Source organism: Bacillus sp. USDA818B3_A (assembly GCF_009928415.1).
GTDB lineage: Bacteria > Bacillota > Bacilli > Bacillales > Cytobacillaceae > Neobacillus.
Genome location: NZ_JAABNN010000003.1, coordinates 485727 through 500074 on the forward strand (window position 1 = coordinate 485727; position 14348 = coordinate 500074).

General features: G+C 39.4%; 14 protein-coding genes. 1 reads left to right on the top strand and 13 read right to left on the bottom strand.

Annotated elements, in window-relative coordinates; all coding sequences use genetic code 11:
* Window positions 1–19: 19 nt before the first annotated feature.
* The 3 genes from GXK58_RS08765 to rpsU all read right to left on the bottom strand — a co-directional run bounded on the left by GXK58_RS08765 (window position 20) and on the right by rpsU (window position 1421).
* Window positions 20–652 carry an NfeD family protein gene (locus tag GXK58_RS08765; protein WP_160721779.1) on the bottom strand — a complete coding sequence of 211 codons (633 nt, stop codon included), beginning with the start codon at window positions 650–652 and terminating at the stop codon, window positions 20–22.
* A gap of 133 nt (window positions 653–785) precedes the next feature.
* Window positions 786–1232: a GatB/YqeY domain-containing protein gene (locus GXK58_RS08770; RefSeq protein WP_160721780.1), complete on the bottom strand. Its 447-nt coding sequence runs from the start codon at window positions 1230–1232 to the stop codon at window positions 786–788.
* Between the two features lie 15 nt (window positions 1233–1247).
* Entirely contained in the window at window positions 1248–1421 is a 174-nt protein-coding gene (gene rpsU / locus GXK58_RS08775; RefSeq protein ID WP_007087607.1) for a 30S ribosomal protein S21, read from the bottom strand.
* 178 nt (window positions 1422–1599) lie between these two features.
* Here rpsU and GXK58_RS08780 point away from each other — a divergent pair, with 178 nt between their 5' ends.
* Complete coding sequence (locus tag GXK58_RS08780) at window positions 1600–2541, top strand: Na/Pi symporter (protein WP_160721781.1); 942 nt, start codon at window positions 1600–1602, stop codon at window positions 2539–2541.
* 65 nt (window positions 2542–2606) lie between these two features.
* Here the strand turns inward: GXK58_RS08780 and mtaB are convergent, their stop codons facing one another.
* The 10 genes from mtaB to GXK58_RS08830 form a co-directional block, all read right to left on the bottom strand.
* Window positions 2607–3980: a tRNA (N(6)-L-threonylcarbamoyladenosine(37)-C(2))-methylthiotransferase MtaB gene (gene mtaB, locus GXK58_RS08785; RefSeq protein ID WP_160721783.1), complete on the bottom strand. Its 1374-nt coding sequence runs from the start codon at window positions 3978–3980 to the stop codon at window positions 2607–2609.
* Between the two features lie 8 nt (window positions 3981–3988).
* Complete coding sequence (locus tag GXK58_RS08790; protein ID WP_160721784.1) at window positions 3989–4738, bottom strand: 16S rRNA (uracil(1498)-N(3))-methyltransferase; 750 nt, start codon at window positions 4736–4738, stop codon at window positions 3989–3991.
* A 98-nt stretch (window positions 4739–4836) separates the two neighbouring features.
* Window positions 4837–5778, bottom strand: a complete 942-nt coding sequence (gene prmA, locus GXK58_RS08795) for a 50S ribosomal protein L11 methyltransferase (RefSeq protein ID WP_160721786.1) — start codon at window positions 5776–5778, stop codon at window positions 4837–4839.
* 17 nt (window positions 5779–5795) lie between these two features.
* Complete coding sequence (gene dnaJ, locus GXK58_RS08800) at window positions 5796–6938, bottom strand: molecular chaperone DnaJ (RefSeq protein ID WP_160721787.1); 1143 nt, start codon at window positions 6936–6938, stop codon at window positions 5796–5798.
* 139 nt (window positions 6939–7077) lie between these two features.
* A complete protein-coding gene (gene dnaK, locus GXK58_RS08805) occupies window positions 7078–8904 on the bottom strand; it encodes a molecular chaperone DnaK (protein WP_160721788.1) in 1827 nt (608 codons plus the stop codon).
* A 29-nt stretch (window positions 8905–8933) separates the two neighbouring features.
* Window positions 8934–9533 carry a nucleotide exchange factor GrpE gene (gene grpE / locus GXK58_RS08810; RefSeq protein WP_237389605.1) on the bottom strand — a complete coding sequence of 200 codons (600 nt, stop codon included), beginning with the start codon at window positions 9531–9533 and terminating at the stop codon, window positions 8934–8936.
* A gap of 109 nt (window positions 9534–9642) precedes the next feature.
* Window positions 9643–10674: a heat-inducible transcriptional repressor HrcA gene (gene hrcA / locus GXK58_RS08815; protein ID WP_160721791.1), complete on the bottom strand. Its 1032-nt coding sequence runs from the start codon at window positions 10672–10674 to the stop codon at window positions 9643–9645.
* Window positions 10675–10800: 126 nt separating this feature from the next.
* A complete protein-coding gene (gene hemW, locus GXK58_RS08820) occupies window positions 10801–11940 on the bottom strand; it encodes a radical SAM family heme chaperone HemW (protein ID WP_160721793.1) in 1140 nt (379 codons plus the stop codon).
* 78 nt (window positions 11941–12018) lie between these two features.
* Window positions 12019–13854 (bottom strand): translation elongation factor 4, encoded by a 1836-nt coding sequence (gene lepA, locus GXK58_RS08825; RefSeq protein WP_160721794.1) that lies wholly within the window; start codon window positions 13852–13854, stop codon window positions 12019–12021.
* 156 nt (window positions 13855–14010) lie between these two features.
* On the bottom strand, window positions 14011–14337 hold the full coding sequence (locus GXK58_RS08830; RefSeq protein WP_160721795.1) for a DUF3679 domain-containing protein: 327 nt from the start codon (window positions 14335–14337) through the stop codon (window positions 14011–14013).
* Between the last annotated feature and the right edge of the window lie 11 nt (window positions 14338–14348).

The window sequence follows — 14348 nt, forward strand, 5'->3', positions numbered from 1 at the left end:
CAATCTCCTCCTTCATTTTTTATACTTCTCTGACGACAATTCGGGCCCCTTCAACCTTGATAACTCTCACTTTGACATTTTTATCGATAAAGCCGCCTTCCGAAACAGCATCCACGCGTTCATTGTTTAAAACAATAGTCCCTGCCGGCCGCAGGATGGTGAGAGTATGGCCTTCCACCCCAAGAAGATCCGTTCGATTAATATTTGAAACATATCCATCCTCTTTTCTAGCCACCTCGGTTAATACCATCCTATTAAATAAAACAAGTTTTTTTCCGAAAGTCTTAATCATCAAAAAGAATATAAAAATTGAGACAGCAATGGCAATTAAAATGGAAACTCCCATTTGCAAGGCATCTTGGCCTGCTAAAAATAGACTTAATATTAAAGCTGCGAATCCTAGTGTACCTGCTATCGCCCCAGGTAAGAAAAATTCTAAAAAAATAAGCAGAATGCCGGAAACAAATAGAAGTAATGTTCCAAATCCTGCTAAACCTGCTTGAAAGTGAGCATAAAAGAATAAAATTAGCGCAAATATCCCTATTAAACCTGCAATACCTAATTTGGCAGTAAAAAGTTCTAAAACGATTCCTACTCCGGCAATAGTTAATAGGATAGTTACAATAACAGGGTTTGTTAAAAATTCAATCATACAAGGCCCCCCTTTCTATTCAGTTCTTTCTGACTATATGTTATACGTCCTTAGCCATTAAAAAGTTTCAGATTTATCATTATATGTAAAAAGACTGCAGGTATGAAAACCTGCAGTCTTTATGTCAGAATACTTATGAAAGGTGTTGTTGTACAAATTTATTTACGAGCGAACCGTCTGCTTTACCTTTAACTTTAGGCATAATAGCAGCCATCACTTTTCCCATTTCCGCTTTTGATGTTGCGCCGACTTCAGTGATCGTTTCTTTGACAATCTCTGACAGCTCCTCTTCAGAAAGCTGTTTCGGTAAATACAGTTCAAGAATCTCAAGCTCTGTACGCAATTTATCAACTAGGTCTTGACGACCAGCCTTATCAAATTCATGGAGGGAGTCTTTGCGTTGTTTTACTTCGCGAGAAAGGACTGTTAACTCTGCATCTTCGGAAAGCTCTTGTGTACCGAGCTTGATCGCTTCATTTTGAAGTGAAGCTTTCACCATCCGAATAACTGAGAGTTTGTCTTTTTCCTTGTTTTTCATCGCTTGTTTCATATCATTGTTTAAACGCTCGAGAAGACTCATGTATTACACCCTCTCTTAAAACTTACGTTTTCTTGCAGCTTCAGACTTTTTCTTACGTTTTACACTTGGTTTTTCATAAAATTCGCGCTTTCTTGCCTCTTGCAAAGTACCAGTTTTTGATACTGTACGTTTGAAGCGACGAAGAGCATCTTCAAGCGATTCGTTTTTACGAACGACGGTTTTAGACATTCTCTTTCCCTCCCTCCGAAACACAACACACTTACATTCAATCCATGTACCTTGCAATTATAATATAACCTTGAAACAAGGTCAACTTAATTTCACACGTAATCTTAAAGCTTGTCTAAAAAAATGGCATGTCCCTCGAATTTCCACCATACAATTGAAGAGAGGGAGGCCAATAGTTATGCTGTACATTCTATTATTTGTCCTATGTATTCTATTATTTATCTTTGGAATGACGATTATTAGGTTTGGGTTATTTAATTTATCAGCCAACAAATTAAAAACATGGTTAATTAAACTAACACGAACTCCGTTAAAAGGAATGTTAACCGGAACATTTATTACTGCCCTCCTGCAGAGCAGCTCCGCAGTCATGGTTATAACCATCGGGCTAATTTCAGCGAGAATTATGACCTTTCCACAGTCGATCGGGATTATTCTTGGAACTAACATAGGGACCACCTTCAAAACAGAATTAATTACTTTTGATATAGATCGTATCCTTGTTCCCTTAGCTGTTAGTGGGGCAGTACTTATTTTATTTAAAAATAAAAAGGCACGAAGCATCGGTATGCTGCTTTTTGGAATTGCTTCCGTATTTACAGCAATGAAAGGCTTTGAGTTAACAGCACAGCCGCTAACAGCTTTGCCCGTAATCAATAAGTTTATTTTATCCATTAATGACAATATCTTATTAAGTCTGCTGACAGGTACCATTATAACCTCCATTATTCAGTCAAGTACAGCGATGACTGGGATTGCCATGGGATTCTTAACAGCGGGTCTGCTTCAGCTTGACGCCGGAATTGCAATTGTCCTCGGAGCGAACATTGGTACTTGTATTACCGCGGTAATTGCATCGATCGGAGGAGGAAAAGAATCACGTTTAGCCGCCTTTGCCCATGTTTGGCTTAACGTTTTTGGAGTCTTACTTTTTATCCCGCTTATCCCACTTTTGACGGAATATGCCGGAATCTTAGCCAATCAAACGGACGTTCAACTCGCACATATCAGTGTCATTTTCAATGTTGCTACCTCATTACTCATCTTGCCATTTGCAACGAAATTCGGCGAAATGATTCTGTTTTTACACGACAGGGCGCCTAAAAATACGATTCAATAAGCTTTGGTAGATTCCTATGTTTATACTCATGAAAAAAAGGACCAATGAGGTCCTTTTTTCATTTATTATATAGCAGCTTCTTCTCTAGAAAAAACGTCTTCTTTTAATGATGCTGAGTTCTCTACAACCTTAACAAATTGCCCCTCATTATATGGATAACCGGCCTTTGTAATCTTCACTTTAACAATTTTGCCAACCATATCTTCGGTTGCTGGGAATACCACTTTCAAGTAGTTATCAGTATAGCCTGCATACAGTCCTGTATTTGCTTTTTCCTTATATTCCTCTTCCGGGATCACCTCTAATACTTCACCTTCAAAAAGGGACGCGTACTCTTTTGCAAGTTGATCTGAAAGGGAAATTAACCGGTGAACACGCTCATTTTTAATTTCCTCATCGACCTGGTCTTCCATACGGGCAGCAGGAGTACCGGTTCGTTTAGAATATGGGAACACATGAAGCTCCGAGAATTTATGTTCATTAATAAAATTATAAGTCTCCATAAACTCTTCCTCTGTTTCTCCAGGGAAGCCAACAATCACATCGGAAGTCACTGCAAGACCTGGAAGGACTTCCTTAAGCCGTTCGAGACGTTCTGCAAAGAATTCCATTGTGTATTTACGGCGCATACGCTTTAGGACAGTATTTGATCCAGATTGTAGAGGTATATGAAGATGACGAACAATCATATTGGAATGTTTAATCACTTCAATTACTTCATCCGTAATTTGACTTGCCTCAATCGAGGAAATCCGTAACCTTTCAAGGCCATTTACACCAGCCTCTAAATCACGTAGAAGCGCAGCAAGGTTATAATCTTTCATATCTTCACCGTAACCGCCTGTATGAATCCCCGTTAAGACGATTTCTCTGTAACCCGCATTCACAAGCTGCTGTGCTTGGTGAATAACTTCTTTAGGATCACGGGACCGCATCAGCCCGCGTGCCCAAGGAATGATACAAAAAGTACAAAAATTATTACAGCCCTCTTGAATTTTCAAAGAAGCACGTGTTCTATCTGTAAAAGCTGGAACATCAAGCTCTTCATAAAACCGGTTTTTCATAATATTTCCAACACCGTTAATAGGCTGACGTTCTTTTTTAAATTGTTCAATATAATCCAGCATCTTCACGCGGTCCTGGGTTCCTACGACAATATCGACACCAGGAATCGCCATTATTTCTGCCGGAGAAGTTTGCGCATAACAGCCGGTAACACAAATAACTGCATCTGGATTCTTACGAACCGCTCGGCGGATTACTTGACGGCTTTTTTTATCACCAGTATTTGTTACCGTACATGTATTAATAATATATACATCGGAAATCGATTCAAAATCGACCCGTTCATATCCTTCTTGTTTAAACAATTGCCATATGGCCTCTGTTTCATAATGGTTAACCTTACATCCTAATGTATGAAACGCAACTGTTGCCACTTTAAATCTCACCTCAATAGTTCAAAATGATAGGAAATAGCCGCAAGTGTGTATAAAGGTGCGGTTTCCGTCCTTAAGATTCGCGGTCCCAATCCGCAAAGATCAAACCCATATTCCTTTAATTGCCGAACTTCTTCCTCGGCTAAACCGCCTTCAGGCCCAAAGACTAAAAGGAGAGACTTTCCTTTTGCCATATTATTTAACGTAGAAGAAAGGACCGATGTCTCACTATGCCTGCTTGCCTCTTCGTATGCTGCTAATTTATAGTCGAAGTCTTTGCTTTTTTCAAGCAAATCTTTAAAGGTCATAGGATGAATAATGGTTGGTAAAATAGTCCGATGGGATTGCTCAGCTGCTTCTTTAGCAATCTTCTCCCAACGATCTATTTTCTTTGCCGCTTTTTTAGCATCCCATTTTACAACGGAACGGGCAGCAGAAAAGGGCAGGAATTGATGAGCACCTAGTTCCGTACCTTTTTGAATGATCCACTCCAGCTTATCCCCTTTTGGTAAGCCACTTGCAATGGTAATTGAAATAGGAAGCTCGGGACTCTCATCCATCCATTGTACAACGTCTGCAACGACACTTGAATTGGTAATTTCTGAAAGACTGCAAACCGCTTGTTTACCGTCTGGATCCACACATATGATTTGATCACCGATTTCCATCCTCATAACCTTTATAATATGATGACGGTCCTCTTCATCAATAAAAAAGTGATCATCCATTACTTTTTGTTGAACAAAGTAGCGTTGCATACATTGCACCTCTCTAAAAACAAATTACTCTTTATTTTACTACGTTAAGGACATAAAGAAAATAAAAAGGGGTTTTATATCCACCCCTTTTTCAATCATTATTTCCTTTTTGCAATAATCGCAACCCAATCTTCCATTAAAATCGTTTCAATAATTTCAAAACCGGAAGCAATTAAAGCATCTTTGACGACATCTTTTTTAGGCTGGATAATTCCAGAAGCTATAAAAGAGCCTCCCGGTTTCACCACACGGGCAACATCATCAGTGAATCGTAAAATCACTTCTGCTAGTATGTTGGCAACAATCACATCAGCGGAATTCTCCTCAACACCGTCTAATAGATTGTTTTGAGCGACGACAACGCGATCATTTACCTTGTTAAGCTTAATATTTAACTTAGCTGATGTAACCGCAACTTCATCCAAATCATAAGCCCTAACATCTTCTGCTCCCAGCATAGCAGCCGCAATACTAAGGACTCCTGACCCTGTTCCAACATCTATTACCCGGTCAAGAGGACACACGGTCTTTTCTAATGCTTGGATACACATAACTGTTGTTGGATGTGTACCGGTGCCAAAGGCCATGCCTGGATCCAATTCGATGATCAATTCATCACTGCTGACAGGTTCATAAATCTCCCATGTCGGTACAATCGTGAATCTTTCAGATATTTTCACTGGATTATAATACTTTTTCCAAGCGGTGGCCCATTCTTCTTCATTTACTTCACTAATGGTTACTTTGTTTAGACCTAAATCGATATCATGCAGAATAAGATTGTTAATTGATTCTTTGATTGCCTCAACAGTTTCCCCAAGAAAACTGTTAACTGGCAAATAGGCTTTAATAATAACGCCCTCTTCAGGATAATCGTCAGGATTAAGTTGGTAGATTTCTCCGAATTGATCTTCCCTTTCCTTTGTCAAATCAAATGGATCCTCTATGACTACACCGCTCGCCCCGGCTTCATGCAATATATTAGAAATAGGTTCGATCGCCTCGTTTGTTGTGTGGATACTAATTTCTGACCACTTCATGTCTACCAACTCCATCCTTACTCGCTTTTAAAAGCTCTTTTTACTTTTGAGAAGAAACTTTCTTCGTGTTCACCTATAGGTGAAGAACCACTAATATCTGCAAATTCTTTAAGAAGATGCCTTTGTTTATCCGATAGTTTCGTCGGGGTAATAATTCGAACGATTATATATTGATCCCCCACACCGTAACCGCGTACGTTAGGAATACCTTTCCCTTTTAAGCGGAATTTTTTACCTGTTTGTGTACCGGCAGGGATTTTAAGCTTAACCTTTCCTTTTAAAGCAGGAACTTCAATTTCATCTCCCAAGGCAGCTTGAACAAATGTAATTGGCATCTCACAATAGATATCATCGCCGTCCCGTTCAAAGAACTCATGCTGACGGACCTGGAATACTACATAAAGATCACCTGCCGGGCCGCCGTTAATTCCGGCTTCCCCCTGGCCTGCCATACGAAGTTGTTGTCCATCATCAATTCCTGCAGGTATCTTGACATGGATTGTTTTTCGTTTTTGGACTTTTCCTCTTCCGCCACAGGTTGAACATTTATGCTTAATTTCTTTCCCTGTGCCATTACAATGATGACAAGTACGACGATTAACAATTCTGCCAAATGGCGTATTTTGCTCTACATTTAACTGGCCTGTACCATGACAGTGCTGACAAGTTTCTGGTGTAGTTCCAGGCTTAGCGCCCGAGCCATGGCAGGTTTCACAGGTCTCTTCTCTTGGAATTTCAATATCAGTCTCTTTTCCAAATGCCGCTTCTTCAAACGACACCGTCATCGTATATTGCAAATCCGCACCTTGTCTAGGAGCATTTGGATCACGTCTTCTCGACCCGCCACCTCCGCCTCCAAAGAAGGTATTAAAGATATCTTCAAAGCCGCCGAAGCCGCCTCCGCCAAAATCACTGCCACCGAAGCCGCCGTAACCTTGGTTAGGATCAGTATGTCCAAATTGGTCATAATGGGCCTTCTTTTGATCATCACTTAAGACTTCATATGCTTCCGCAATCTCTTTGAATTTATCAGCTGCATCCGGCTCTTTATTAATATCCGGATGGTACTGTTTAGATAGTTTACGATAGGCTTTTTTAATTTCATCCTTAGAAGCACTTTTACTAACACCCAGCACTTCATAGTAATCCCGTTTACTCATGATTACCACTCCCGAATCTGTCACATAAAGATTATTCTAACACCTTTTAAAAGGGTATTGCAATAAAAAAGCCAAAGCCTGTTACTCTGACTTTGACTTTTTTACAAGAATAAAAATTACTTTAGACTTTTTAGATGTCTTACTTGTCGTCTTTTACTTCTTCGAACTCAGCATCTACTACATTGTCATCTTTAGGACCTGCAGCGTTCGGATCCTGAGCACCTTGCTGCGCTTGTGCTGCTTGCTCATATAGCTTAACAGTCAACGCTTGAACGATTTCTTGTAATGCATCTTTTTTCGCACGGATCTCATCTAAATCATTTTTCTCAATAGCTTGTTTTAAGGCATCTTTTGCTTCGTTTGCTTTTGCAACCTCTGCTGCGTCTACCTTACCTTCTAGGTCTTTTAACGTTTTTTCAGTTGTGAAGACTAGCTGGTCAGCCTCATTGCGAAGTTCCACTTCTTCCTTTCGCTGCTTGTCTGCTTCAGCATTTTCTTCTGCTTCTCGAACCATTTTTTGAATTTCTTCATCTGAAAGTCCAGTTGAAGACTTAATGGTAATCTGCTGTTCTTTATTTGTGCCAAGGTCTTTAGCACGAACGTTAACAATACCGTTTTTATCAATATCAAATGTAACTTCGATTTGTGGAATTCCACGTGGTGCTGGCGGAATATCAGATAATTGGAAGCGTCCTAGAGTCTTATTGTTTGCTGCCATTGGACGTTCCCCTTGTAATACATGAATATCAACAGCTGTTTGATTGTCAGCAGCAGTTGAGAATACTTGTGATTTTGATGTTGGGATCGTCGTGTTACGGTCGATTAACTTCGTAAACACACCACCCATTGTTTCAATACCAAGAGATAATGGTGTTACGTCAAGTAATACAACATCCTTAACGTCTCCAGTGATTACACCGCCTTGGATGGCTGCTCCCATTGCTACTACTTCATCCGGGTTTACACCGCGGTGCGGTTCTTGTCCAGTTGCCTTCTTGATTGCCTCTTGAACAGCAGGAATTCGCGTAGAACCACCAACAAGGATGACCTTATCGATTTGGGAAGGAGTTAATCCAGCATCACTTAATGCCTGACGAACTGGTCCCATAGTACGTTCAACAAGGTTTGCAGAAATTTCATCAAATTTTGCTCTTGTCATTGATACTTCTAAGTGAAGAGGACCAGCAGCACCAGCAGTGATAAATGGTAAAGAAATTTGAGTTGTAGTTACACCTGATAAATCCTTTTTCGCTTTTTCAGCCGCATCTTTCAAACGTTGTAATGCCATTTTATCTTGAGAAAGGTCAATACCATTTTCTTTTTTGAACTGTTCCACTAAGTAATCGATAATGACTTGGTCAAAGTCATCGCCGCCAAGACGATTATCCCCTGCAGTCGATTTAACTTCAAATACTCCATCACCTAATTCAAGGATCGACACGTCAAATGTACCGCCGCCAAGGTCATAAACAAGAATGGTTTGGTCTTGGTCCGTTTTGTCCAAACCATATGCAAGTGCTGCGGCTGTAGGTTCGTTTATAATACGTTCTACTTCAAGGCCGGCGATTCTGCCTGCATCCTTTGTTGCTTGACGCTCTGCATCGTTAAAGTAAGCTGGCACAGTAATAACTGCTTTTGTTACCGGCTCACCTAAGTAATCTTCAGCGTAAGATTTTAAATATTGAAGAATGATGGCAGACAACTCTTGTGGAGTATAATCTTTGCCTTCGATATTTTCTTTGTAATTTGTACCCATGTGACGCTTAATAGAGATAATTGTATTTGGGTTTGTAATCGCTTGGCGCTTAGCCACTTCCCCTACCTGGCGCTCACCATTTTTAAATGCAATTACGGAAGGAGTTGTACGGTTTCCTTCTGGATTTGGAATTACTTTTGGTTCCCCGCCTTCAAGAACGGATACACAAGAGTTTGTTGTTCCAAGGTCGATACCAATTATTTTACTCATTGCCTTTTCCTCCTAATAAATATGTAGAATTATTGATTTACTTTTACCATTGAAGGGCGAATAACCCGATCTTTTAAAAGATAACCTTTTTGGAATTCATCAGTAATAATGTTTGAACCAAAATTATCATCTTCTCCCTGCATTACTGCCTGATGAAGGTGTGGATCAAATTCTTTACCAACAGCCTCTATTGGTTCAACGCCTTCTTTTTTTAATGCGTCGGCCATACCGCGGTAAACCATGTCCATTCCTTGCAGCAACGACTTGGTTTGTTCATTATCGGCTTCTACTTTCAATGCTCTTTCAAAGTTGTCTAATGCCGGAAGTAAATCAGCAATCAATTTTTGAGCTCTATATTTTTCGCTCGCCTCTTGATCTAATCTAGTACGGCGGCGGAAATTATCAAAATCTGCTTGAAGTCTTAAATACCGATTATCTGCTTCCTCGAGCTTATTCTTTAGTTCTTCGATTTCTTGCAAATATTTGTCAACAGGATTTACTTCTGCTGCTTCTTGTGAAGTTTCTTCACCAACAACAGTTTCACCTGTATTTTCTTCAGTAAGTTCAACTTGTTCAGTACTTTCGATTTCTACTTCTTCATTAATCGTATTGTTATTTTCATTCGTCAACTTACTCACCTCCCTTAAAGGATTCATTACCTATTTACTTGAACTGATATATTACAAGGAAAGAGGGTGAAATCTAAAAGGCATTTCACCCTTACCAATATTACCAGCACTACCTGCTTTGATACAATCTTGTTAATGTATTGGTCAAGTCTTTGCTCAAGAATTGGAGCAGACTTATGACACGCGAATATTCCATTCTTGTAGGGCCTAATATAGCAATGGTTCCTAATTTCTCAGCACCTACAGAATAAGAGGCAGTAATTAAGCTGCAATTATCCATTGCGCTGATATTATTCTCTCTGCCAATCTTAACATGAATACCCGCTGACTCGTTTCGAATAAGATTATAAATCCATTCTTCCTGATCGATCATCGTAAGCAAGCTGCGGATTTTTGTAATATCATGAAATTCAGGCTGGCTTAACATATTTGTTTTCCCACCGAAAAAAAGCTTTTCGGTTACCGGCATTTTAAATGATTCAGCAATCAACTTGAGCATTAAATCAAAGTTATGAATATGCTGCCGCAGGAGCATCGCTACTTCTTTGTAAATCTTATCATTTAACTCTTCCAGCGGAACACCAGATAAACGTTCATTTAAGATATTTACCGTTTTTTCTATATCACTTGCATCCATCATTTCAGGTAACGAAAAAGTCCTGTTTTCCACATGTCCTGTATCCGTTACAAAAATTGCTACTGCAGTCTCCCTATTTAATGGGATAATTTGTATTTTTTTTAACTTATTAATACTCACTGCAGGCCCTAAAACAATCGAAGTGTAATTAGTAAGCTCTGATAGAATTTTCGCGGATCTTTGAATGATTGTTTCAAACTCAAATATTCTCTCAGCAAATAATGACTTTATGATTGAGACATCCTGGTGATTTAATGCTTGAGGTGAGAGTAAATGATCCACATAATACCGATATCCCTTTTCAGAAGGCACACGCCCTGAGGAGGTATGTGTCTTTTCGATATACCCCAGCTCTTCAAGGTCAGCCATTTCATTTCGAATGGTAGCGGAACTAAAGGAAATTTCCTCTTTTTTCGACAAACTTCTTGAGCCGACTGGTTGGGCAGATCGAATAAAATCATCAACAATAACCTGAAGAATCAACAATTGACGATCTGTTAGCAACGTACATCACCTCTGTTAGCACTCCTCATTAACGAGTGCTAATTATATTAATAAATTATCAAAAAAAGTGGGATGGTGTCAATCAAAAAGAAACGCAAAAAGGAAGTAAAGCATGTTGCCTTAACTTTAGATGACCCCCAAAAAGGCCTGGAAAACCTCATTGCCTAATAAGCGTCCTTTTTTAGTTAAATATATATTGCCGTCACTGATTTCAATCCACTGTTTTTCAACTAGATCTGATAGTTCATTTGCAAATAATACAAGTGGATCTTGACCAAATTTTTCAAAAAAGTGAGCAATCGAGACACCTTTAGTTTTTCTGAGCCCAAGGAACATTTCTTCTTCCATTTGTTCCTCTTTTGTCACCTGATGGTCTTCTAGGATTGGAAGAGTATGATTGTTAATTTGATCGATATATTTTTTTAATGGCCCTGAATTGGAGCGTCTCCGTCCATTTAAATAACTATGTGCCCCCGCCCCAAAACCATAATAATATTCATTATTCCAATAGGTTAAATTATGTCTGCTTTCAAACCCTGGTCTTGAAAAATTACTGATTTCGTATTGGTTAAATCCGTGTTTTTCCATTTGTTCCATTAACATTTCATACATACTTGCTTCCACATCTTCACCCGGGGTAGGCAGCTTGCCCTTTTTTAATAAATTATAAAAAACGGTTTTCGGCTCGATAATGAGGGAATAAGCAGAAAAGTGAGGAATATCCAGGGAAAATGCCTCGATTAGTGATTCCTTAAAATCCTCTATTGTTTGAGTTGGCAAACTAAATATCAAATCAACACTTATATTTTCAAACCCTATTTTCTTGGCATTTTCTATCGTCTGATAAACATCCTTAGCTTTATGGACACGGCCGATTTTTTTTAGCAGATCTTCATTAAAGGTCTGCACCCCAAGACTAATCCGGTTTACACCAGCATCTTTTAATATTTGTAACTTCTCACTTTTTAAATCACCCGGATTTGCTTCAAAAGTAAATTCATATTCTTCAGCTTTTGGCAAATTCAAAGAAATACTTTCACAAAACCGATAAAGCTGTTGCTCATTTAGGGAAGTAGGGGTACCTCCTCCAACAAAAATCGTTTTTAACGATTGGGTTGGAAATTCCAAAAGAGTCATTTTCATTTCCTGGTCGAGTGCCTCTAAATAATCGTCAACAGGCTGTCCCTTTAAAAACACTTTATTAAAATCACAATAGTGGCAAATATGCTCACAAAATGGGATATGGAGGTATGCAGCATTAATCATTTGTCTTCCTCTATCTTTCTAACAAAAAGAGGCTAGGAGAACCTGATTCAGCAGGCATTCCCTAACCTCTCACTGTTTTTATTTTTTCGTATTGTTCTCGTCCATTTTCAATACTGCCATAAACGCTTCTTGCGGTACTTCAACGGATCCAACTTGTTTCATCCGTTTCTTACCTTCCTTTTGCTTCTCTAACAATTTACGTTTACGAGAGATATCGCCGCCGTAACATTTAGCTAATACGTTTTTTCGCATCGCTTTGATGGTAGATCGAGCCACAATTTTTTGACCGATTGCCGCTTGAATTGGTACTTCGAACTGTTGTCTTGGGATGAGTTCTTTTAGTTTCTCAACAATGATCTTTCCGCGGTCATAAGCAAAATCTTTATGGACAATAAAACTCAGAGCATCTACTTTTTCTGCATTTAGTAATATATCCATTTTAACCAGACTTGAAGGCTGATATCCAATTAACTCGTAATCGAATGATGCATAGCCTCTTGTACTAGACTTCAGTTGATCAAAGAAATCATAGACGATTTCAGCTAGTGGAATTTGATAAACAATACTGACCCTATTTTCCCCTTGGTATTGCATATCAATAAAAATTCCGCGCTTCAATTGGCAAAGCTCCATAATAGCACCGACATAGTCATTCGGAGCCATCATCGTCGCTTTAACATACGGCTCTTCGACACGGTCGATTTTTTGCGGATCTGGCATATCAGATGGGTTGTCAACATTTAGTTGAGAACCATCTGTTAGGTGAACATGGTAAATAACACTCGGTGCCGTTGTAATTAAATCAATTTTAAATTCACGTTCAATCCGTTCTTGAATAATTTCCATATGAAGTAGTCCGAGGAATCCACAACGGAAACCAAATCCAAGTGCTTGAGATGTTTCTGGCTCAAACTGAAGCGCCGAATCATTCAACTGCAGTTTTTCCAAGGCTTCACGGAGATCATTAAACCTGGCTGTATCAATTGGGTAAAGTCCACAATAAACCATTGGATTTAATTTGCGGTATCCTGGGAGCGGTTCAGTTGCACCATTTTTGGCATTGGTAATCGTATCACCAACACGTGTGTCACCGACATTTTTAATCGATGCAGTCAGGAAGCCAACATCCCCCACAGACAGTTCATCCCGCATAACCGCTTTAGGTGTAAAAACACCGACTTCGTTTACTTCAAACTCTGCTCCCGTAGCCATCATCTTAATTTTATCTCCGACTTTGACGGTACCTTCGACGATTCGAATGTAGGCAACAACTCCGCGGTAGGCATCATATAAGGAGTCAAAAATCAATGCTTTTAGTGGGGCTTCTGGGTCCCCTGCCGGAGCAGGAACCTTTTCCACCACTTGCTCAAGGATTTCCTCTATTCCAATACCTGCTTTGGCAGATGCAAGAACAGCCTCAGATGCATCCAGGCCGATTACTTCTTCAATTTCACCGCGGACTCTTTCTGGTTCCGCACTAGGCAGATCAATTTTATTAATAACAGGTAAAATCTCAAGGTCATTATCGAGGGCTAAGTATACGTTTGCTAGTGTTTGTGCTTCAATTCCCTGTGCAGCGTCTACGACTAATACAGCACCTTCACAGGCTGCAAGGCTTCTTGAAACCTCATAAGTAAAGTCGACGTGCCCTGGTGTATCTATTAAATGAAACGTATATTCTTCGCCATCTTTTGCTTTGTAATTTAACTGTACAGCATTTAACTTTATCGTAATCCCACGTTCTCTTTCTAGATCCATTGAGTCCAACAGCTGATCTTTCATTTCACGAGAGGATAGCGCATTCGTCTTTTCTAAAATCCGGTCAGCTAACGTTGATTTACCATGGTCAATATGGGCAATAATGGAAAAATTTCTAATTTTTGATTGTCGTTTGAGTCTTTCTTCTCTGTTCATGGTCTTCCACTCCTACTATACTCGCACATGTACACTATTTCTGATTATATCAGCAGGGAAACTAAGATTCAATACAGAATGCAGTCAAGCTTATCTGCAGCGTCTGGGAGAAGGCTCCATAAAAGAAGGAAAGACGGCAATAGACCCCGTCTTTCCTTATTCAGCAATAAAATGAATTAATTTTTCAGAAGCTCCCGAGATTCCATCCGACATTTTTCTGCCCATCGAGGAGAAGAAATTATAGGCACTTATTTCCTCTAATTTCTTCTTTTTTGCTTCAATATCATGACTTGAGATATCATTCCCAAGGATGGAGGCCTGAACATGATTGTCTTTTTCATGAATACTTATGGCATCTTCAAGATTTGGATCGTTATACCCCTTCATTTTTTGTATTCCATTACTTGCTAATTGCATACCTGTTAACACGGCAATTAGCAGTAAAGCGGCGAGACATAAGCTTTTTAACATAAATAGTTTCATAAAAGTGCTCC